General features: G+C 39.0%; 21 protein-coding genes. 10 read left to right on the top strand and 11 right to left on the bottom strand.

Features of this window, described 5'->3' with window-relative positions; translation table 11 throughout:
* Positions 1-3: 3 nt before the first annotated feature.
* Positions 4-990 (bottom strand): glycosyltransferase family protein, encoded by a 987-nt coding sequence (locus HMAT_RS03775; RefSeq protein WP_104381463.1) that lies wholly within the window; start codon positions 988-990, stop codon positions 4-6.
* A 175-nt stretch (positions 991-1,165) separates the two neighbouring features.
* Here HMAT_RS03775 and HMAT_RS03770 point away from each other — a divergent pair, with 175 nt between their 5' ends.
* Both HMAT_RS03770 and HMAT_RS03765 read left to right on the top strand, forming a co-directional pair.
* The gene (locus HMAT_RS03770) at positions 1,166-2,113 is read left to right on the top strand and encodes a zinc dependent phospholipase C family protein (RefSeq protein WP_104381462.1); all 948 of its coding nucleotides are present in this window, start codon (positions 1,166-1,168) and stop codon (positions 2,111-2,113) included.
* Between the two features lie 228 nt (positions 2,114-2,341).
* Positions 2,342-4,228 (top strand): TonB-dependent siderophore receptor, encoded by a 1,887-nt coding sequence (locus HMAT_RS03765; RefSeq protein WP_104381461.1) that lies wholly within the window; start codon positions 2,342-2,344, stop codon positions 4,226-4,228.
* Between the two features lie 160 nt (positions 4,229-4,388).
* On the opposite strand, the gene HMAT_RS03760 is transcribed toward HMAT_RS03765, so the two are convergent.
* The 3 genes from HMAT_RS03760 to HMAT_RS03750 all read right to left on the bottom strand — a co-directional run bounded on the left by HMAT_RS03760 (position 4,389) and on the right by HMAT_RS03750 (position 6,564).
* The gene (locus tag HMAT_RS03760; RefSeq protein WP_104381460.1) at positions 4,389-5,102 is read right to left on the bottom strand and encodes a ThuA domain-containing protein; all 714 of its coding nucleotides are present in this window, start codon (positions 5,100-5,102) and stop codon (positions 4,389-4,391) included.
* Positions 5,103-5,239: 137 nt separating this feature from the next.
* The gene (aroB, locus tag HMAT_RS03755; protein ID WP_104381459.1) at positions 5,240-6,307 is read right to left on the bottom strand and encodes a 3-dehydroquinate synthase; all 1,068 of its coding nucleotides are present in this window, start codon (positions 6,305-6,307) and stop codon (positions 5,240-5,242) included.
* 50 nt (positions 6,308-6,357) lie between these two features.
* Positions 6,358-6,564 (bottom strand): RNA-binding S4 domain-containing protein, encoded by a 207-nt coding sequence (locus tag HMAT_RS03750; protein ID WP_104381458.1) that lies wholly within the window; start codon positions 6,562-6,564, stop codon positions 6,358-6,360.
* A 95-nt stretch (positions 6,565-6,659) separates the two neighbouring features.
* On the opposite strand from HMAT_RS03750, the gene HMAT_RS03745 reads away from it, so the two are divergent.
* The 3 genes from HMAT_RS03745 (at position 6,660) to xpt (ending at position 10,506) form a co-directional block, all read left to right on the top strand.
* Entirely contained in the window at positions 6,660-7,856 is a 1,197-nt protein-coding gene (locus tag HMAT_RS03745; RefSeq protein WP_104381457.1) for a proline dehydrogenase family protein, read from the top strand.
* A gap of 214 nt (positions 7,857-8,070) precedes the next feature.
* Entirely contained in the window at positions 8,071-9,876 is a 1,806-nt protein-coding gene (locus HMAT_RS03740) for a long-chain fatty acid--CoA ligase (protein WP_199768537.1), read from the top strand.
* 54 nt (positions 9,877-9,930) lie between these two features.
* On the top strand, positions 9,931-10,506 hold the full coding sequence (xpt, locus tag HMAT_RS03735; RefSeq protein ID WP_104381456.1) for a xanthine phosphoribosyltransferase: 576 nt from the start codon (positions 9,931-9,933) through the stop codon (positions 10,504-10,506).
* Positions 10,507-10,578: 72 nt separating this feature from the next.
* On the opposite strand, the gene HMAT_RS03730 is transcribed toward xpt, so the two are convergent.
* The gene (locus tag HMAT_RS03730) at positions 10,579-11,064 is read right to left on the bottom strand and encodes a hypothetical protein (protein ID WP_104381455.1); all 486 of its coding nucleotides are present in this window, start codon (positions 11,062-11,064) and stop codon (positions 10,579-10,581) included.
* A 179-nt stretch (positions 11,065-11,243) separates the two neighbouring features.
* Here HMAT_RS03730 and mnmE point away from each other — a divergent pair, with 179 nt between their 5' ends.
* Positions 11,244-12,623, top strand: a complete 1,380-nt coding sequence (gene mnmE / locus HMAT_RS03725) for a tRNA uridine-5-carboxymethylaminomethyl(34) synthesis GTPase MnmE (protein WP_104381454.1) — start codon at positions 11,244-11,246, stop codon at positions 12,621-12,623.
* Positions 12,624-12,867: 244 nt separating this feature from the next.
* On the opposite strand, the gene HMAT_RS03720 is transcribed toward mnmE, so the two are convergent.
* The 6 genes from HMAT_RS03720 to HMAT_RS03695 form a co-directional block, all read right to left on the bottom strand.
* A complete protein-coding gene (locus HMAT_RS03720; RefSeq protein ID WP_104381453.1) occupies positions 12,868-13,665 on the bottom strand; it encodes a DKNYY domain-containing protein in 798 nt (265 codons plus the stop codon).
* Position 13,666: 1 nt separating this feature from the next.
* Positions 13,667-14,065, bottom strand: a complete 399-nt coding sequence (locus HMAT_RS03715; protein ID WP_158655600.1) for a hypothetical protein — start codon at positions 14,063-14,065, stop codon at positions 13,667-13,669.
* Positions 14,066-14,126: 61 nt separating this feature from the next.
* Positions 14,127-14,957 carry a hypothetical protein gene (locus HMAT_RS03710; RefSeq protein ID WP_104381451.1) on the bottom strand — a complete coding sequence of 277 codons (831 nt, stop codon included), beginning with the start codon at positions 14,955-14,957 and terminating at the stop codon, positions 14,127-14,129.
* A 34-nt stretch (positions 14,958-14,991) separates the two neighbouring features.
* Complete coding sequence (locus HMAT_RS03705; RefSeq protein WP_104381450.1) at positions 14,992-15,303, bottom strand: hypothetical protein; 312 nt, start codon at positions 15,301-15,303, stop codon at positions 14,992-14,994.
* Entirely contained in the window at positions 15,285-15,791 is a 507-nt protein-coding gene (locus tag HMAT_RS27350; protein WP_104381449.1) for a hypothetical protein, read from the bottom strand. The genes HMAT_RS03705 and HMAT_RS27350 overlap by 19 nt, the downstream gene beginning before the upstream one ends.
* A 418-nt stretch (positions 15,792-16,209) precedes the next feature.
* Entirely contained in the window at positions 16,210-16,545 is a 336-nt protein-coding gene (locus HMAT_RS03695) for a nuclear transport factor 2 family protein (RefSeq protein ID WP_104381448.1), read from the bottom strand.
* A gap of 329 nt (positions 16,546-16,874) precedes the next feature.
* On the opposite strand from HMAT_RS03695, the gene HMAT_RS03690 reads away from it, so the two are divergent.
* The 4 genes from HMAT_RS03690 (at position 16,875) to HMAT_RS03675 (ending at position 20,922) form a co-directional block, all read left to right on the top strand.
* On the top strand, positions 16,875-17,132 hold the full coding sequence (locus HMAT_RS03690) for a hypothetical protein (protein ID WP_104381447.1): 258 nt from the start codon (positions 16,875-16,877) through the stop codon (positions 17,130-17,132).
* 447 nt (positions 17,133-17,579) lie between these two features.
* Entirely contained in the window at positions 17,580-18,419 is an 840-nt protein-coding gene (locus tag HMAT_RS03685; protein ID WP_104381446.1) for a helix-turn-helix transcriptional regulator, read from the top strand.
* Positions 18,420-18,460: 41 nt separating this feature from the next.
* Positions 18,461-19,417 carry a nitrilase family protein gene (locus HMAT_RS03680; RefSeq protein WP_104381445.1) on the top strand — a complete coding sequence of 319 codons (957 nt, stop codon included), beginning with the start codon at positions 18,461-18,463 and terminating at the stop codon, positions 19,415-19,417.
* Positions 19,418-19,608: 191 nt separating this feature from the next.
* Entirely contained in the window at positions 19,609-20,922 is a 1,314-nt protein-coding gene (locus HMAT_RS03675) for a sensor histidine kinase KdpD (RefSeq protein WP_104381444.1), read from the top strand.
* Positions 20,923-20,944: the final 22 nt, after the last annotated feature.

The following is a 20,944-nucleotide window of genomic DNA, read 5'->3' as shown; positions in this document are numbered from 1 at the left end:
TGCTTAACGGTGCTTTTGCACAATTTCTTCAATAATTTCCTGTGTTATATTAGGGTAATCAACTTCAACCCTTGATTTACTGTTTAGCCAAGCCTCTATAGCTAGCATATTTTTCTGTTTTAAACTCGAAATTACCGGCACCCCCATTTCTTCCAATGATGCGGCATTCAGATGCTGTTCATATTGATTTTTCATTGGGACGACCAACAATTTCTTTTTCAAATATAACGCTTCTGCGGGGGTTTCAAAACCCGCACCGCATAAAACTCCCGAAGAAGATGCCATACTATCGATAAAAGCCTGGTTATTGATCGGTCTTATGGTCACATTCTTCATCTCAAAGGGTCTTGAATTGTGCTTACTAAATACATCCCATTTCACATCAGGAAATTTCATTAAATGTTTCAATAAGTGTGCATCATCGTAGGCCGGTAAATAAACCGTATAATGCCCTTCGTCCGTAACACTTAGATCGCGAACAGCATTGCGGATAACTGGCGGAAAAATATTTTTGGCATATCTTTTAAAATGAAAACCATAAGAATGCGTTGCCGGAGCATAATTTTTCATAATAAATTTTCCCAGCATATCACTTTCTTCTGGTTTAGGACTTGCAGGGTCCAAGGCACCGATCTGGTGGCTCAGTCCAATACATTGGAGATCTTTAGAATGACAAGCCCAAGCCGAAATGGGCTCAAAATCATTAATAACCAGATCATAATCTTCGATCGGCAAACTCTTGATCTCATTGGTAAATTTACGTATGGTTGAGCTCATAAAAGTCTTCCACAGGTCCACACCTCCGGATTTCCCAAATATGAAACTTAAACCATGAAAACGATACTTTACTTCGAAAGGCAACGAAAGATCCGCCTGAATCCCACTGACCAAAACATCCACTTCCCCTAAGGCTTTCAAACAGGGAACAATATCCATGGCACGACTTAGATGTCCATTACCGGTCCCTTGTACGGCATACAATATCTTCATAACGACTGTATTTTGTGTCGGCAAATTAATGAATTTTAACGAATTTCAATATTATTTTATTGTTTAGTTAGGTTAAGAAAATATAAATTAATACAATAATTCAATCCAGTTAACATACATTTACTTTCTTTTTACGTATATTTAGTATCAACAATTATTTAATAACCAATTTACTATGATAAAGTCTCCTCTCCTTTGGGCGCTTTCCATTGTGGCTCTGCTTATATTTAGTTCCTGGGGATTTTTTGCACATAAAAAAATTAACCATTACGCAGTTTTTGCACTGCCGGCAAAATTGGCAAAATTTTACAAATCCAATATCGAGCTAATTACCGAGAAAGCTGTTGATCCAGACAAACGTTGTTTTATAGACAGTGCAGAAGGTACCAGACACTTTATAGACATCGAGGATTATCGGGAAGATCGACAAATAGACTCTATACCCATACATTGGTCTCAGGCCAAAGAGAAATTTCAAGAAAGACAGCTACTCAAAAATGGTATTGTCCCCTGGCAGATCCACTTTACCTATCTTAAACTTGTGAAAGCTTTCCAATCGAAGGACTACAATAAAATCATTAAATACTCGGCAGATCTTGGACATTATATCGCCGATGCTCATGTTCCGCTACATACAACCAAAAATTACAACGGGCAATTGACCGATCAGATCGGCATTCATGCTTTTTGGGAGAGTCGATTGCCCGAAATGTTCGCTGCCAAATACAACCTTCTTGTCGGAAAGGCAATTTATATTGAGGACCCCCTAACTGAAGCATGGAATATTGTCCGTGAGAGTAATCAGCTTGTTGATTCTGTACTTCACATAGAGTCTTTGCTCAACAAACAATTTAAAGCCTCGCAAAAAAACTCGTTTATTGAGCGGAACAATCAGTTATTGTGGACCTATTCGGACGATTATGCAAAGGCTTACCATCAGGCGTTAAATGGAATGGTGGAGCGAAGGATGCGTAAAACGATCCTGCGTGTATCTTCCTATTGGTATTCTGCTTGGATTGAATCCGGACAGCCCGAGCTTTCCACGACAATCAAAATTGAAAATCAGCCCGATAACATTATCATCGAGGACAAAAAACCGATTGGCCGCGAAGAATGGCTGTAGTCAGAGCCGAAAGATAAAGCCGGACTACACACATTATTAGCACCGGACTATTTACTTTCTTAATCATCTGCACTAGTTTTGCGGCATAAAACCTATGAATGGCATGACCGTAATTTTAGAATGATACAAAAAACGGTCTGGTGCAGATCAACTAAGAGTAATGATGCGAACATATCGCGCCTCGTTACTTGCAATTAGTTCGGATTAAATAGGGCAACTAAATAAATTATGTTGAACAAGAAAACAGCGTTAACAAAACTTGCTATTGTGCTGACTGTAGGTACCTCCTATGCGCAGGTGAAAGATACAACGGCATTGAATGAGGTTATTATCAATCAGAATAGACTTCAGATCCCCTTCTCAAAGCAAAGTAAAAATATACAGATTCTTACGCAGGAAGATATTCAACGCCTTCCCAACCGTTCAATCAACGAATTGCTAACGAATATTCCGGGCGTAGATGTGCGTCAAAGAGGACCCTTTGGCTCGCAGGCAGATATTAGTATTGATGGCGGTTCATTTGAACAAACAGCTATACTACTGAACGGCGTAAAAATTACGGACCCACAGAGTGCGCACCATAACATGAATCTACCGGTGCCTGTGGAAGCAATTGAACGTATTGAAATAATCCGGGGACCGGCTTCGCGTATTTACGGTATAAATGCCCTGACCGGTGCAATCAATATCGTGACCAAAAAAGTTGAATCCAACCTAATTACTGCCCAGGTTTATGGGGGCTCTTCGTTTAAAGACAATGAACAGTCCAGCTCGGGCAAATATTATGGAAAAGGAGCCCAACTGGCGGCACAGTTCAACAATGGCCGTACAAGTCATGGCTTATATCTCGGCCATGAAGATTCCAATGGTCAGCGTTACAATACAGCCTCCAATAACAACAAATTGTATTATGACGGTACCTATCAGCCCGATGAGTCCAATCAAATTAAAGCAAATTTTGGCTATGTTGATAATCAGTTTGGTGCCAATGGATATTATGCTGCCCCGACAGATAAAGAAGCTTATGAGCAAGTTAAAACAGCATTTTCATCCATACAGTCCAAACATCAGCTGAGTCCCGCATTTTCAATCAGCCCGAGGCTCAGCAACCGGTACAACGAAGACGAATACTGGTATTTGGGAAGAGAAACCACCAAAGGACGATCAAAACATTATAGCAACGTCTTCGGAGCTGAGGTAAATGCAGCCTTGGAAAAGCACTATGCCACCTTTGGTATTGGATTGGAAAGCAGATTTGAACGAATCAATAGCACGGCGATTGGCTCCCATAATCGAGAAAATTACGGCGGTTATCTCGAATTTAAGACCGAAACGATTGCCAAACTAATGATTAACGCGGGAGCGTATGTAAATTATAATTCCAAGTTTGGCTGGCAAGTGTTCCCGGGGCTTGATTTAGGCTACACGATAACAGAACGCTGGAAATTTGTCTTCAGTGCAGGATCCGCTCAACGCATTCCGTCATTTACGGACCTTTACACCAACCAAACGGCTAATATCGGAAACCCGGACCTGACGTCAGAAAATGCCTATCAGATCGAGGGTGGTATCAAGTATTTATCAAATCGTATTGTTGCTCAGGCAAGCTATTTTCACCGAAATATAAATGATTTCATAGACTGGCAAAAAACAGATGGGGCGACTGCCGAAGGAACCGTCGTTCCCTGGAAACCTTCCAATATCGGCCAGAACACAGTCGATGGCTTCAATACATCTTTCCGCTACCAACTCAGTGATCCATCGGCTGACACACGATATTACACGACGGTGAGTTATAACTACCTTAATCCCAAAGTCAAAATTGAAGATGGACTGCGCTCCAAATATGCGATTGAAAATCTAAGACACCAGGTTATATTTAATTTTACCGTAAATCATAAAAACTGGATGCTGACAACAGCCAATCGTTTTAACGAACGTATTAGCTATAAAAACTATTTTATTGCCGATTTAAGAGTTTCCTATCAGTTTGCTGACCTTCTTGTTTTTGCCGATATACAAAATATTTTTGACAAGAGTTATATTGAAGCCGCAGCGGTACCAATGCCGGGAAGATGGTTTAATCTTGGAGCGAAATATAAATTCAAGTACTAGACCTATCTTATAAAGAGGAAAACGCTAAAGAAGAAACCAAGGTACTTCCAGCGAAATAAAAGCTTGTATGCATAATATGCCCCTTAAAACAGCAGCTATTTAAGGGGCATATTTCTTTAAATCCCTAAAAACGAAACATTAATCGTCGATGGTGACTAAACTATTTTTTGGGAAGTACAGATAAGATACCACCGATCAGGTGTTTCTGAAATTTGGGTTCATCATAAGATTCTTCTGTATGCCCCAGTCCAGTATAAAAAACTTTTCCGCCATCGTAATCCTGGCTCCAGGAAATCGGATGATTATCTCCCATTTTACCGCCATTGTAACTTTTCTCGTCCAAGTTCATCAACACGTGTAGATCATCTTTGACATCTTTAAAATTATACCATTCATCCTTATGCTGCCAGATGGGATCAAGGTGTTTGGTAGCCGCATGTTTCCTGTCGAGGACATCTATCTTTGCTTGCTGTACAGCGGGATGTGAGGTAAAATACGCTCCCACCAAACCGTTATACCAAGGCCAATCATATTCGGTATCCGTTGCTGCGTGGATGCCCACAAAACCTTTGCCTGATTGAATATAACGGACGAACGCATCTTGCTGTGTGTCGTCCAAAATATTACCAGTGGTACTTAAAAAAATGACCGCGTCGTATTTTTTTAATCCTTGATCCGTAAAAAGAGCCGCATCTTCGGAATGATCAGAGGCAATCTTCTCCTTGTCCAACAATTGTTTTAGCACTTGAGCACCTTTTTCGATACTACTGTGTCTAAACCCCTGTGTTTTACTAAAAATCAGCACCTTTTTTTGTGCAATGGCGGTCAGGGTCACCGCAAAAAAGAAAAACAGAAAAATGAAGAATTTATTCATGATATAGTTGGTTATTATTAAAATTTAGTTTAGGTTTTCTTCTACAAGTTTAAATCAGTGCACATTCCCATGCATTAAACCTTGATTGATGGTTGAAAAAGCCATGTACTCTCCCCGTACACGGCTTTTTCAAAATTTTATCTTGCTGTTAGCTCCCGATAGAAATCAAGACTTTCGATAATATCATCTTCAGAGACGAAAATATCATACTGACAACTACCAATTTTATCAAGTAGCGCAAAACCGATCTGATTAGACAGGTTTTTCTTATCATTCCGCATCAAATCCAACAATGTTGTATCTATGGCCGTTGTAAACGAATAATCGTCAAAGTATCTTCTGAAAGTAGCAATCAAGTCATTTAATTCATCCAACGAAAGTCCATTCAATTTATGGGAAAGATAACCTTCACAGATCATTCCCACAGCTATGGCCTCACCATGCAACAAAGGCTTACGATCATTCAGCAAGGAATATCCTTCAATGGCATGACCAATTGTATGTCCGAAATTCAGGATCTTGCGAAGACCTTTTTCTTTAGGATCTTCTAAAACCACTTTATTTTTAATGGAAACAGAGTGCTTCACCAGAGTATTGTCTACCTGGGTAATAGCTAATGTTTTGACATGATTGTAGTAATCCCGGTCAAAGATAAGTCCATGCTTGATGACTTCGGCAAATCCGGAAATTAATTGCCGTTGTTCCAATGTTTTTAAAAATTGACTTGAAATAAATACGGCCTGTGGCTGTGCAAATGTCCCGATAATATTCTTCACATTGCCCATATCAATCCCCGTCTTCCCACCTACGGAGGCATCTACCTGCGAAAGCAAGGTGGTTGGAATCTGAATAAAATCCATTCCGCGTTTAAACGTGGATGCGGCAAAACCGCCCATATCGGTGACGACACCGCCACCAAGGTTAATCAGCAACGAATGCCTGTCAGCGCCAAAATCAAGCATGTTCTGCCAAACGCCAATACAGAAATCAATATTTTTATTCTCTTCGCCCGGATCCACTTCTATGACGTCAGAGTTAGTTAAATTAGGTAAGGCCTGTTGAAACAAGGGCAAGCAATTGTCTAAGGTATTGGTATCTACCAAAACGATAATTTTTGAATATTTGCGTTCCGATAAAAACGTCTCCAGTGAGGCCAACGTGTCATCAAAATATACTTGATAGCCCAAACTTTCTATGACTTCCATTCTACGATTCTTTAAGGTTTAAGTTTTCTATTTACCAATATTGTTTAATATTACACCAATTTTATTTCCATCCCATCAAATTCAACAACGTCCCCAGGCTTCAATTTCAGTCTTTTCCGATAATCAACCTGACCGTTATACTTCACATAACCTTCAGCAACAACCCACTGAGCCATAGCGCCATGCTCTACCCAATTTAAAGCTTTAAGTAACTGAATAAGCTGTATATATTCCCCTTCGATTTTAAATTCTTGCATTTCACAAAAATAGTGGTTTAACTGGGGAATACAAGAATAATCATCGTTTTAATGCTTACTAAATTACTACATTTGCCTTATTGCAAATAAAGATTATGATTGAGAATTCTGAGCCCAGAACATTGTCCTTTGATAATACAGAGATTGCTTTTAAAAGTAAAAGCGATAAGGATTTAGAAAGAGCGTATTGGTTATTCAAAATAATAGCGAATAACTTTTTGACGAAAGTTGGTCCATCCATGACCAACTTTGCGCTGAATATTGGATTACCGATCCAAGGTATCATCCGAAGCACAATCTTCAAACATTTTTGTGGAGGAGAAACCATCGCGGGTTGTGAAACAGCAATCAATGAATTGGGTGAAAATGGTGTAGGGACTATCCTGGACTATTCGGTTGAAGGTGAAGAGACAGAAAGTGCATTTGATGCCTGCTGCGATGAAGTGTTACGCACGGTCATTGCTGCTAGTAAAAACAAATACATCCCATTTTCAGTTTTTAAGCCAACAGGATTAGGTCGTTTTGAGTTGTTCGAGAAAGTGAATGCAAAGGAAACATTAACAGCATCTGAACAAGCTGAATACCAACATATGTTAGATCGTACGGACCGCATCTGTAAAGCCTGTCACGAAGCCGGTGTAAAGGTATTGGTAGATGCCGAGCATTCGTGGATCCAGGATGCTATTGACGATATCGCTCGTGAGATGATGGAGAAATACAACATGGAAAAACCTATTGTCTATAACACTTATCAGCTGTACCGCAGCGATAAATTAGCTTCTTTAAAAGCCGATTTTGAGTATGCCAAGATAAGAGGTTTCCACATGGGCGCAAAAATTGTACGTGGTGCCTATATGGAAATCGAACGTGCCCGTGCCAATCAAATGGGATATGCAGACCCGATCCAGCCAAATAAAGCGGCTTCTGATAGAGACTATAATGAAGCAATTGAGTTCATACTAGATCACTTGGATAGCTTTGGACTGATGGCTGGCACGCATAACGAAGATAGTAGCATGTTATTGGCTGAGGAAATTGACAGACGTGGTATCGACCGATCTTCAGACCGTATTTATTTTGCACAACTCTTAGGGATGTCAGACAATTTGAGCTTCAACTTGGCTGCACATGGTTACAATGTTGCCAAATACATGCCTTACGGACCAGTGAAGGCTGTTATGCCATACCTTTTCCGTAGAGCACAGGAAAACACCTCCGTTGCTGGAGCTACAGGCCGGGAGCTTGGGCTTTTGATCAAGGAAAAGCAAAGAAGAAAAGCTAGTCGTCGCTAACGACTAGCTTTTCTTTTACTACTCGCCATTAAATTCTACCTGATTTAAACTGCAATATGTCCTCGCTATTTTGCAAATAGCTTAAAATACATCTGCTTTCTCGTCTACTGTATCGAAATGGGCTAATTACAAATTGATTCCCATTTATTAAAACAATTATTTATGTTTGCAAACTTTTCCCTTAAAATAAAGTTCATAGGAAAAAGGTGTCCCCATGGGATACAAAGTATATATATTTGAAATGGAGGAAAAACTTAGATTATTTGATCTTGCCCGTCATCAGATCAGCAAATATCCTGATCTTAACATGTTTGCACATAAACTGGATGGCAAGTGGAACTATATCAAAACGGCTGATTTTCTAAAAAAAGTAGATAATCTTTCCAAAGGGCTGATTGAGCTTGGCGTCAAACCTAATGAAAAGGTTGGTCTTATCGCGGGCAGCAGTATTGAATGGCACATGATAGATTTCGCCATCCAACAAATCGGTGCTGTGGTTGTCGCCATCTACCCCAATATTACCGACGCCGATTATCAGTACATTTTTAATGATGCTGAAATCAGGGTTTGTATTGTCAGCAATAAGGGCTTATTTGACCGTTTGATGAACCTGACCACATCTATCTATACCTTAAAATATATCTTCTGTATTTCCGACCAGGAGTCTACACGAAGCTGGAATGAGCTCAATGACCTAGGGGGCGACTGTCCAAATGAAAAGTTAACACAATTGCGTGATCAGATCAAGCCTGACGATTTGGCGACATTGATCTATACCTCCGGCACCACAGGTAAACCAAAAGGTGTCATGCTCTCCCATAACAATATTTTTTCGAACGTACTGGGTGCAGCTGAAATTACCCCATGTAAAGCATACGACCGGGGCCTCACGTTTCTACCTCCCTGCCATGCTTACGAACGAATGGTACTTTATACTTACATGTATCTAGGTTTTACGATACATATTGCTGAATCTTTTGACAAAATTGGTGATAATTTAAAAGAAGTAAAGCCACAGATCATGACTGTGGTTCCCCGTATTCTTGAGAAGGTTTATGAAAAAATCATGAAAACGGGACATGAACTCACCGGATTTAAAAGAAAAATATTTGATTGGGCAGTAACTGTCGCAGAAGAATATGATCCGAATCCCGCAAAAAGAAGTTTCGCTTATACAATGAAACTTAAACTGGCCAAACAGCTTGTACTCCATAAATGGTATGAAGCTCTGGGCGGCGAACTATTGACTGTCGCCTCAGGGTCAGCTTCATTACATAATAGGCTGACAAGAGCGTTTTTGGCGGCAGGTATTCCGCTATACGAAGGGTATGGCATGACCGAAGCCTCGCCTTTGATCTCTGTCAACCATTACATCAAAGGAATCCGTATTGGTACAGTCGGGCTCCCTGTGCGCTTTGTAGAAATCAAACTCGCGGAGGACGGAGAGATACTCGTCAAAGGTCCCAATGTCATGATGGGCTACTACAAAAATAAAGCAGAGACAGACAAAACAATTGTTGATGGCTGGTTACATACCGGCGATATTGGCAAATGGGAAGATGAGAAATTCCTGAAAATCATAGACCGCAAAAAAGAAATGTTTAAAATCTCTGGCGGTAAGTATGTTATCCCACAGCCTATCGAAACAAAACTTGTCGAATCCAAGTTTATTGAACAGGCTATGGTGATTGGTGATGGGATGAAATTTGCCTCGGCATTTATTGTACCTAATTATTCCCATCTATTGGATTGGGCCAAAAATGATGCTCCCGAAATCGCGGATCTGACCAAAGAAGACTTCTTGACCAGTCCAGTAATTATAAAAAAGGTAAATCAAGAAGTACGCCACGCCAATCAACATTTCGGCAATTGGGAACAAATCAAAAAACCCATTATTTTAAGAGATGAATTCACGATTGAAAACGGGGAACTGACGCCAACATTAAAAATGAAACGTAAGGTTATTCTTGAGCATCATCAGGAAGAATTCAATAATTTATATCAAATGGAGACTGATTAACACAAATCACTCCTACTTCAATCTATCTTCGCAATTATTAATAAAAAGTATCACATGAAATTATTAAAGGATAGAATCCTTAATGACGGTAAGAGCCTCGCTGGGGGCATACTCAAAGTAGATAACTTCATCAACCACCAGATGGATCCCGTATTAATGAAGTCTATCGCGGTAGAATTTGTTCGTCGTTTCGCAGATCTACCCATCAACAAAATCATAACAATTGAAGCCAGTGGAATCGCTCCAGCTATTATGTTGGGCTACCTCTTAGAACTCCCTGTTGTTTTTGTTAAAAAAGCAAAACCTAAGACCATGGGCGATATGTATGTCAGTGAAGTGCATTCTTTTACTAAAAACCGGACATACGACATCTGTGTGAGCAGAGAGTTTCTCGCGGCGGATGACAAGGTGCTCTTTATCGATGATTTTCTAGCCAATGGCAATGCAGCATTTGGTATATTGGATCTCATTCAACAGTCTGGCGCAGTACTATTGGGGATGGGCTTTATTATTGAAAAGTCCTTTCAGGAAGGAGGCAAAAGATTACGGGAATTATCCGATATCAGAATAGAATCTTTAGCACGCATAAAATCTTTGGAGGTAGATAAAGTCTGCTTCGAAGAAGATTAACAACACAAACAAAAGCCTCATTCTTTATAGAAATGAGGCTTTTAAGTTTAAACAACAAGATAAATTATACTTTTAATCCCAACGATAGTCGTTGTAAAAATCTTCCGGATGTCTGCTGATTGGCACATCTTTCACGACACGGATGTTAGCTGCTCCCAGGTTAACATTCAACATAAAAGAAGGTACGCTTGCGGAGAAATTCCATCGCCCGTTTCTCATATAAACATAACCATTCCGATAGGGGTCATAAAATGTTTTATAGTCCCTAAAATAAACGTGATGCCTATTGTCATATCGATGTGCTCTCGCCCATGCAGGGGGACCATGTTTGTACTCCTTACGATAATACTTAGCTACTTTATTGTGGTACTTCCGTTCTTCTTTTTCTCTTTTTTCCCAATATTTCCGTTCCTCTTTGTCTCTCTTTTCCTCGTATTTCCGATGCTCTTTCTCGTGCTTCCATTCTCTATCGTTTCCACGATGTTGAGCTGACGATTCTTTTGGAGTTATTAAAGCAAGTCCTCCAATTGCCAATGCGAAGTATATCATCTTTTTCATAACCACATCATTTAAATTTATAATTCAAGTACGCCTTCGTCTATTATTTAATTTTTATCTGCGTTTCTATTGGTATGACATTCGCTTTAAAACAAAGGTTTAATCCATCACGATAAATTTATTTTGTTTGCATATTTATGCCTCTTCCATTCAAGTCAATTTAAATGTATCTTTGCAGCATGTCCAATACAGGTTATATTACTGAAGATACTATTGTCGCATTGGCGACGTCCACTGGCACCAACGGTGCGATTGCTGTCATTCGCGTTTCAGGGCAACAGGCAATTCAAATCACCAATGACATTTTCAAAGGCAAAGACCTCCTTCAGCAACCCTCCCATACCATTCATTTTGGAACCATCCGTGACGGCGAAGAGATTATTGATGAGGTCTTGGTTTCCTTATTTGTCGCGCCCAATTCCTATACGAAAGAAAACTCCGTAGAAATCTCTACCCATAACTCCAAATACATTATTGAGCGTGTCATTAATTTGCTCATCAAGAAAGGTGCTCGAGCAGCCCGCGCCGGCGAATTTACGCTTCGTGCCTTTCTCAATGGTGGAATGGACCTTTCACAGGCCGAAGCCGTCGCAGATTTGATCGCTTCGAATTCCGCAGCATCCCATCAGATTGCCATGCAGCAGATGCGTGGCGGATTTTCCAATCAGCTCAAATCCCTACGCGAAGATTTGATCCACTTTGCCTCCCTCATTGAACTGGAATTGGATTTCTCAGAGGAGGATGTAGAATTTGCAAATAGAGAGCAACTAAAAAATTTGATCAATAAAATAAAGGTCATTGTACAAAAACTCATTCAGTCTTTTGAGCAAGGAAATGTGTTAAAAAACGGAGTTCCAGTAGTGATTGCCGGAAAACCAAATGTAGGCAAATCAACTCTTTTGAATGCTTTCTTAAACGAAGAGCGGGCCATTGTCTCAGACATCGCTGGGACTACACGCGATACCATCGAAGATGAAATTAACATCCATGGGGTGACCTTCCGGTTTATAGATACTGCGGGTATTCGTGAGACTGCGGATATTATTGAAGCCAAAGGAGTTGAGCGTACGCGCGAAAAAATGAAACAGGCCAGATTGATTATCTATCTTTTTGATCCAATGCAGGATAAAATAGACGAAGTGCAATCACAGTTATTAGAAATTGAAAATCTTCAAATTCCATTTTTGACTATCATCAATAAATCTGATTTATTATCTGACGAACAAAAAACTGAATATAAACCGCTTAACCCGCTTTATATTTCAGCTAAAGAACAGATAGGCGTAGAGGAATTGAAGGAGGAACTGATCAACAGAGTACAACTAGGAAACCTAAATACAGACGATGTCATGGTAACCAACATCCGACATGTAGAAGCATTGCAGAAAACATCGGACTCACTTGAGCGCGTATTATTCGGGATTGATAATCCGGTTACGTCAGATTTCTTGGCAATGGATATCCGTCAGGCCCTATACCACCTTGGTGAAATCACAGGAAGTGTCTCGACGGACGACTTATTGGATAATATTTTTTCCAAATTTTGTATCGGCAAGTAAATATACAAAAAAACTAACCAACAATTTACTAATCAACAACTTACATAGATATCAATTTTGTAAGAGATTTTAATATAGTTGGTTTGTTTTGTTACAATTTGCCCCCTATTTGTCCCTCCAACCAATAATATTCTATTTTTTGAAATCAAGATGTTTGATCCTGTCAAGTGAATTTTATAAATGGCTGAAAACAGTCGATAAATCTCCTTAACCAGATCTGACTCAAAGGAAAGGAGTACTTTTATTATTTATCCAATTCGCTGATCGCCTGTTTTACATATTCATCATTGAGATCCTCCTCAGTAATCCGATCGCTCCAGGACAAATAGCCATCTTTATCTTTGGCAAAACAACCGGACACCGTACTTTTGACTTTAAAGGTCTTATAGTCTACATGATCTAAAATGCCATGGCGATTTTCATAGATATGCCTTTTATCCTTGGCATAACAATCACCAAGCGCCACAAAAGTTGCATGATCAGCTTCTTCAAAAGTAGAAAAACTTCCGCCATAAGCCATTGCATAATAGCGGTAAATATGTTTTTTATCTTTATAAAATGCGCTGTTTAGCTTTTGAAATGAACTGGTATCAATAATTGTATTCAATGGTTCTTCCGTATTAAAGCCCATTCGTGTAAGATAACTATCAACAAAAATGATACCTTCATTTCCAACAGGAACCATTTCCTTCAATCCGATATCTCCATTTTTATTAATCCATAGATCGTCTTTCAGCAGTCTCCATTCTAAGCGCCTATTTGTGCTATCAAGAGCTTGTGCAAGCATTTTGTCCCGCTGCCTCTCAATCTCATTAGGGCACCTAATATTTTGGATTCCAGCAAAGGACAACAGCCCATCAATTTTCTGCAGTTCTTTTTCTTTCAGCGCATTTCTATCTATCTGATAGATTCCCAAGCGATACCGATATAGATTATTCTCACCGCAACTGTTGGAATAAGGTATCGGTTTTAAAAATGAAATGAGGCAAAAAATAAAAGCAACTACCAATGTCCCCCCAGATATAAATTTCAATAATCTCATATTAGTAAGTCTTTTGTGAAGAATAGGACTTTCGACCTATCCATACTACGAAAACAATCAATATCAATTGCAAGACAATCATAAAAAGAGCTAATATTTGTGTCTGAAAAGCCCTTCCTGAAATCTGTCTTTCATTGACACGTTTCAGATCTATCTGATTTTTGATAATTTGTTTTTCGCAGGAATCCATATCAGTCCGTTGATCCACCCGCCACTTTTGCTCACTTGCAAACTGATCATTCTTATTGGACGGAATATCCAAGGAGTCCATCAGACTGAGGATAAGCCAACCACAGGCTAGAATAGTTACAACAGCCAAAACAATAACAATGCTTTTCTTTATCGTAAAACTGTATCTCCCATAATTTCGAGCTATACCAGCTTTGTTTTCATTCTCCATAATCATTGAGATAATAGCATCAGTATTTTCGGTTATAATTAATATATATTATTAACAATTTCTATGAATTGCCATTGACTACTTTAGAAGCTACTTTCAGAACGCTATTTAACGAAGTTTCTTCAATTAGGTATCGTTGTTTCGCCGTCTTAAATCTTTTGGATTTGGCTGGCATATCTTTCTTCATCGTATTGGTCATCTCCGCTGTTTCATATTGAATCTCAAACACCCTAGGATCGCCAATAAAATCACCAGCTTTTTCTCCTGTGGACGGAAATTTAAATGCAGGATCTTCATCTGATTCTACATAGTCGGGATTGGTTAGCGTTAGATTCTTAGGTTTGCAAACTTCTACAAACTTTTCCTTTTCTAAGTCAATATGCCAGATCCTGCTTATTTGAGTAATCACTTCGCTATTATTATCATAATACGTTACTATATAGTTTTCTTCTCGGTCATCTTCTATTGCCAATCGGAAATTCCCAAAGCAGGTTGCAGGATAGTTGGTCTCCACATTCAATTCATCTACAATCACAAACACAGATTTACCATTCGCATCATAACGTAGAAATCGTTCAATCACAAATTTGGTCCTTCCCCGCTGGCAATGATCGATGATAGCGGAATACTGCGCAAGAGCAAATTTGGCTTTGGGTTCATTTACCGGTAACATCACTCCAAGACATGTATGCATTTGTGATACTTCGATATCTTCGGTCGTCTTACCAATAAAAGAACGACTCGAAGTACCGATCTTCCTTAATGTATCGATATGGACAATAGCCTCTTTTTTCGTTGGAGCGACCTTTTGTTCGATCTGATCTTGTGATTTATAATTACAGGATTGTAAGGCAAAGACAATAGTCAAAAAAAATGTAAAACCTCCTTTCATAATCCTCATTTTTTATTAGGCTCGTAGTCTGAAACTACGTATTTGATTTAAACCTCCGCCAAAGAAATAGAACAACCAATAAAACGGAAAACCCAACGATGGTCAAGGTCGAAAAATCAAACAAAACCCGCCCAAATACTTTACTGTCGCCAAAGCATTGTACAGAATCACCCAAAAAATCAGTTCTCATTGCACCTTCGGTATTACAATCCACACAGGTCAGGTATTCAGGTAAAATAACGCTGAGATAAAACAGCATAACCAGGACATAAAGCCCCCCTAAAATGATTTGAACTGTTTTAAGAATCATCCTTTTTCCATTACTTTCTATTGTTTTTGTTCCCATAACTTTTCCATATCCTCAGGCGTTAATTCCGTTTTAAAAGTCAATGTTTTTCTTTCGGGTAGCAGTGCAATCGCACGTTTAAAATATTGACCACCACTATAAAAGTAGTAAGCCTTTCCTTTTAAAAGCTCCACTGCAATACTCGCATCAGTTAGGATAACAAACTTTAATTTGACAGTCTTGCTTTCCGCGCCCAATCCATTATCGAGATGTTTAAGTTTCAAGCGATAGTCTGCTTGTATTCCAAAACTAGCCGCAGGTGTTTGTGTATGTTCTCTGATCTGATAGCATATCGTATCATTTGATACAATGAGTGTTCTTCGGATGATTTTCTTTTCAGAATTTAGCAAGTTCTCCCTGCCCTCGCCAAGAGAATCCGATGGAATAATGTCGTTAAATTCATATACGCCATTTTTTAAATGAGCTTGCGCAAACGCCACATTTTTTCCCGTTATCACAAAAATCAAAATGCCAAATAGCCAGTTCATACCAGATTAATTTACACCAATATACAGTTGATTTTTGTGACGCATAATATTATTTTAATTTCGTTGGAAGGTATTTATTATTCGCTATGGCTTCTTAATTATCCGTAAGAACTGATGGTAACAATCAGGTCAATATATTGAACTGTTTAGACAATACAATTTGCAAAAAGATGGGGAAACATGAAGTTAATTAAGTTCCAAAAACTGTCTTTTTTAAGGGTCAGCGAGGTCAATCAGCCTGTCCAAAAAATAAACAAGGAAACCTAAAAAATCATTCTTTCTTTGAAATAGAGCGAATCTGCTTGATCGAAAGATAGATCAATACCATAGAAAAACCAATAAATGTCGAATAAAATAGAGTCGAAGAAATCCTATTGTATATGGATTTACAATGTAAAGAGAAGCCTCTAAATAGCGCTTATTTATCTTTTAAAAGCGGTCTTGGGTCAAAGATTACCTTCACTTTAAGGATAAGTTCATTTTCAACCTGGTACCACCCCGCACTAAAGATCTCCTTTCCTCCCATATCAATGTTATAGAAGATTGCAACATGGTTACCGTTTGTCATCACTTCTTTGATATTGTATTTAAATTTCATTTTCTTCATATCCGCAATGTAATGATCAGCCGTATGTCGACTTCCCAAAACTCCTTCAAAGACCATATCCTTATCCAGTAACTCATACGCAGCCGCAAAATCTTCCCTATTTAGACTTTCGAGAAAACTGAGCACAATATATTTCGTTGATTTCATCTATACTGTTTTTTGGTTATTTATGATATATTCAAACGTATTACTGCCAATATAAACATCCGGGCAAAGACGATCAAAATCTGGTTGTAATACCATTTCAAATAAAGAACAACAAAAAGGCTAAAGCGTTTGATATTTCTTATATCCCTTTTCAGTCTTTAAATCCAATATTCTATAAAAAATGTTTTCTTGATAGAAATGAGCCCCTTATTATTTGATAATAGAACATTTTTAGAAATAATCGACAGACCCAAAATTATATTTATATTTGTATCCATCAAGAGGATGATAAACCACCTTTTTTTAATAGTAACTAACCCAATTGAGCCATGCCTAAAAATAAAACTTTATCCGAATTAACTATCGATGAGTTAAACAACAAGAAAAAACAATCTTTAGGTGTCATGATATCCTTCGGTATTATTATGTTAATAGCCATTGCAGTGCTACTCTATCTTTCTATTAAGACCAAAAAATATGCACTCTCTGGCATTTCAGCCTCTCTATTCTGTGTTTTTATACCAATCTATATAAATCATACACAAATAAATAAAGAAATCAAATCCCGTCAGACCATGGAGAACTAATATTTACAAAGCACGCAGCTACACCTATGCCCTTTTAAATGGAATAGGCTTAATAATTACATATTACACCTTTTTACCAAAATAAAGTTCGTCCGATAATGATCAATTCGGTAGTTTCTTTTTTTTGGTCTCTGTCGAAGCATAAAAACCTCTTACAAAATACCGGTATTATCTTCCAAACGATAATGCAATATACGGGATACTAGCACTGAAAAATGTTCCTTTTCAGCGAATAGAGATTCTCCCCTGTCATTTAATTTCGAGAGGACTTTCACTTGCCCCTTGTTTATAAATGAGTTGTAGTTACAATGGAACAATGAAAGTGGGACGAGCGGTCAGAAGTCTTAACATCTAAGGTTGATCGTTCCAAATATCAAATTCTTTTTTTAATTTTCTGTGCAAAAGGAAATATGTACATTTGAAATAAATCAACTCGCGGATCAGATCATGCAGATACTTCCTCCAAAAGAATTATTGCCCTACATTAAGCACTATCTTTTTTTGGAAAGCACCACTGCTCATCAGAAAACACTTCGTTTATTCTCTGATGGTAATACTGGAATGGTTTTTCTGCTTCATCAGGGCTGTTTATCCGTAAATCACAGTCATTACCTACCATCTTCATTTTTGTACGGTCAAATCAGTCATTTTCAAGATCTCGTTCTGGCCGAAAGGACATCGTTTATTATCATTGTATTCCAACCCAATGGATTATACCAGCTACTCAATATATCAGCCCGTGAATTAAGGGATCAAATAGTCGATACCCGAGATGTTTTTGGACAGTCAGCAACGAGACTCCATGAGGCCCTCATGCAATGTGGACAATCAACGGATAAAATACAGACATTAAATACCTTTTTTTACGAATTAATGAGTCAACGTAAATTTTCCAGTCATACCCTACTCTCTTCCGTATTAAGACATATTAATCACCACAAGGGACTACTCACTGTTGAGCAACTTGTCCGATATACTGGCTATACAGAGCGGCACATGGAAAGAATATTTGCCGAACAAGTCGGAATGAGCCCCAAAAAATTCACCAACATAGTCCAGCTCCATGCATTTTTGAAGTTGCTTCGCAGTAAATCAGATACCACCAGCCTGACAACGATCTGTCATGAAAGTGGATATTTTGATCAATCTCACCTTATCCGAGCTTTTAAAAAATACACTGGTATCACACCTTCCGAATATCTGAATGGTACAAGTCGATTAGCCATCAATTTTATGGAATTTAAGGATATGCTCGATCCGATGTCGGGTTTATACAATTTATCCTAACGGCCTACGACTAGATTTGTCCATAGATCAATAAATGAAATATGGAAAAACTAAAGATTGCCACTGCACAATTCGAGCATAAAAGCGCGGACAAAGCCTATAATTTGGCTGTTATAGAGCGACTCGCTAAAGAGGCTGCTGCACAAGGAGCTGAGGTGATTGCCTTTCACGAATGCTCCATTACAGGTTATACCTTTGCACGAAATTTAGATAAGCAACAGATGCTTGCTATCGCCGAATCTGTTCCAGATGGCGAAAGTACGCAGCGGCTGATCGCCATTGCTGCCAAATACAACATCACCATCCTCGCGGGGCTGTTTGAAAAAGATGAAAATGACAATTTATACAAGCCTTATATCTGTGTAGACAAAAATGGCTTAATTGCCAAACACCGTAAACTACACCCCTTTATAAGCCCCTATCTAACAGCAGGACAAGAATATACTATTTTCGAAATTAAAGGATGGAAATGTGGTATTCTAATCTGTTACGATAACAATGTCATCGAGAATGTACGTGCGACAAAATTATTGGGAGCAGACATCATCTTTATGCCACATGTGACCATGTGTACACCCTCATCCAGACCCGGCGCAGGCTTTGTAGACCCTGGCCTCTGGTACAACCGTGAGAACGACCCTACTTCACTACGTCTGGAATTTGACGGAATGAAAGGCCGTGGCTGGCTGATGAAATGGTTGCCCGCACGGGCCTATGACAACGCAGTCTACGTTGTTTTTTCAAATCCCATTGGTATGGATGATGATCAGCTAAAGAATGGCTGTTCGATGATCATAGACCCTTTCGGCGATATCTTGGCCGAATGCCGTACCTTTAAAGACGATTTTGTCACAACCACAATTACACCTGAAAAACTAATTCAGGCAGGTGGACATCGCTATATCAACGCCCGACGGCCAGAGCTCTACCGAGAGATTATCGGCCGGAAACATGAATCAGCCCAAAAAGTTATCTGGCTGCAACCAAACAATTACTAATTCTCCCAACAACTGATTTAAGGCATTTCTAGGAGGCCTTAAATCAGTTGAATGATAACAAACATCCATCGCTACCCCAGCCATCTGTTAACTAAAGTTTTGCGAACATTTTTTTCGCTAAGCATCGCACTACAACCCCTTATTTATGTTAATTTAGCAGATTCATATTCACTAGCAGATTAAATAAAATTATGAACTATATCCGAAGATATTGGAACATACTTACGAATATCGGTACGCGTCCGGATATGTCCTATGTTAATCTCAAAAGGATACAGATGGTCAACCTGATTGCCATACTTTGTTTATTGCCCACACTCTGTTTTTTCATTCTTAACATCATTGACCAGCGCTACTTGCTGTCAACCATCAACCTGTCCAATACAATCTGTTCGATTTCTGTACTATTTTTGCAATATGATGGTAAACATCATTTTGCAAAAGCAATGTTATTGGTCAGTAATTTTATCTTTTTCTTCTTAGGGGCTATATTATTCAAAAATGGAGGCGAGTACTTTCTGCTGTGTACGCTAATTGCTTCGATGTTGCTCTATGACGACCGTCGCATCCATATTATTTTCTGCCTTGCAACTGCTATTGCTATCACATTACTTTATTTCTATCCCACGATTGTCCCCGTGGCTCAACGTGTGCCAAAGCTGAGGCAGATCTTCAATATTTGCAATGCGCTAGCCTTTATCGTTATCGCAGTTAATTTCTTCCTACAGATTATTTATAATAATACGGAGAAGATCGAGGAACAGCGTCGCAAACTGGAGTCCATGAACCGTGACAAGGAAAAAATATTTTCCATCGTCGCCCATGACATCAAAAGTCCATTTGCCAGTCTCGAAGCATTGGTATTGATGTTGCGCGATCAGATACTCAACAACAATATATCCAAAGAATATATACAGCAACTTTATCAACAAATTGTGCATCAGAATCAGGCGCTTGACGATTTTCTTCAATGGGGTAGCAGTAGTATGCGTGGAATTACCAGCCCGGCAACATTGGTGGTAATCGAACCATTGGTTCATGATATCATGCACCTATTTGCTGATCAGATACAGGCAAAACAGCTCAAGATTGAAATTGATATACCTAAATTAACGCATATACTTGCGAACAGAGACCATACGACCATTATTCTCCGAAATCTTATTAGTAACGCCATCAAATTTAGCTATGTAGCTGGAAAAATAAGCATCTATAGTACTGTGGATGAAAATTACACCCATATTCATATCCAAGATGAGGGTATTGGAATTAACCCTTCCAAGTCCGCACTCCTATTCAATGTGATCCAGCACAAATCATTCGGTACGGAAGACGAACCCGGATCGGGCTTGGGTCTCGTATTATGTAAAGACCTGATCGAGCGCAACAAGGGTGTAGTAGATATACAGAGTATCCCCCACAAAGGTTCTATTTTTACCGTTGGCTTGCCTACTTACCCCACAGTGGGCAAGCCTGCAGAAAAAACAGTACACACCTGTTGTTAACACCTGCCTTTGCTGATTTTAT

This window comes from Sphingobacterium sp. HMA12 (assembly GCF_002933815.1).
Lineage (GTDB): Bacteria > Bacteroidota > Bacteroidia > Sphingobacteriales > Sphingobacteriaceae > Sphingobacterium.
This window is presented reverse-complemented; position numbering and strand designations above follow the sequence as displayed.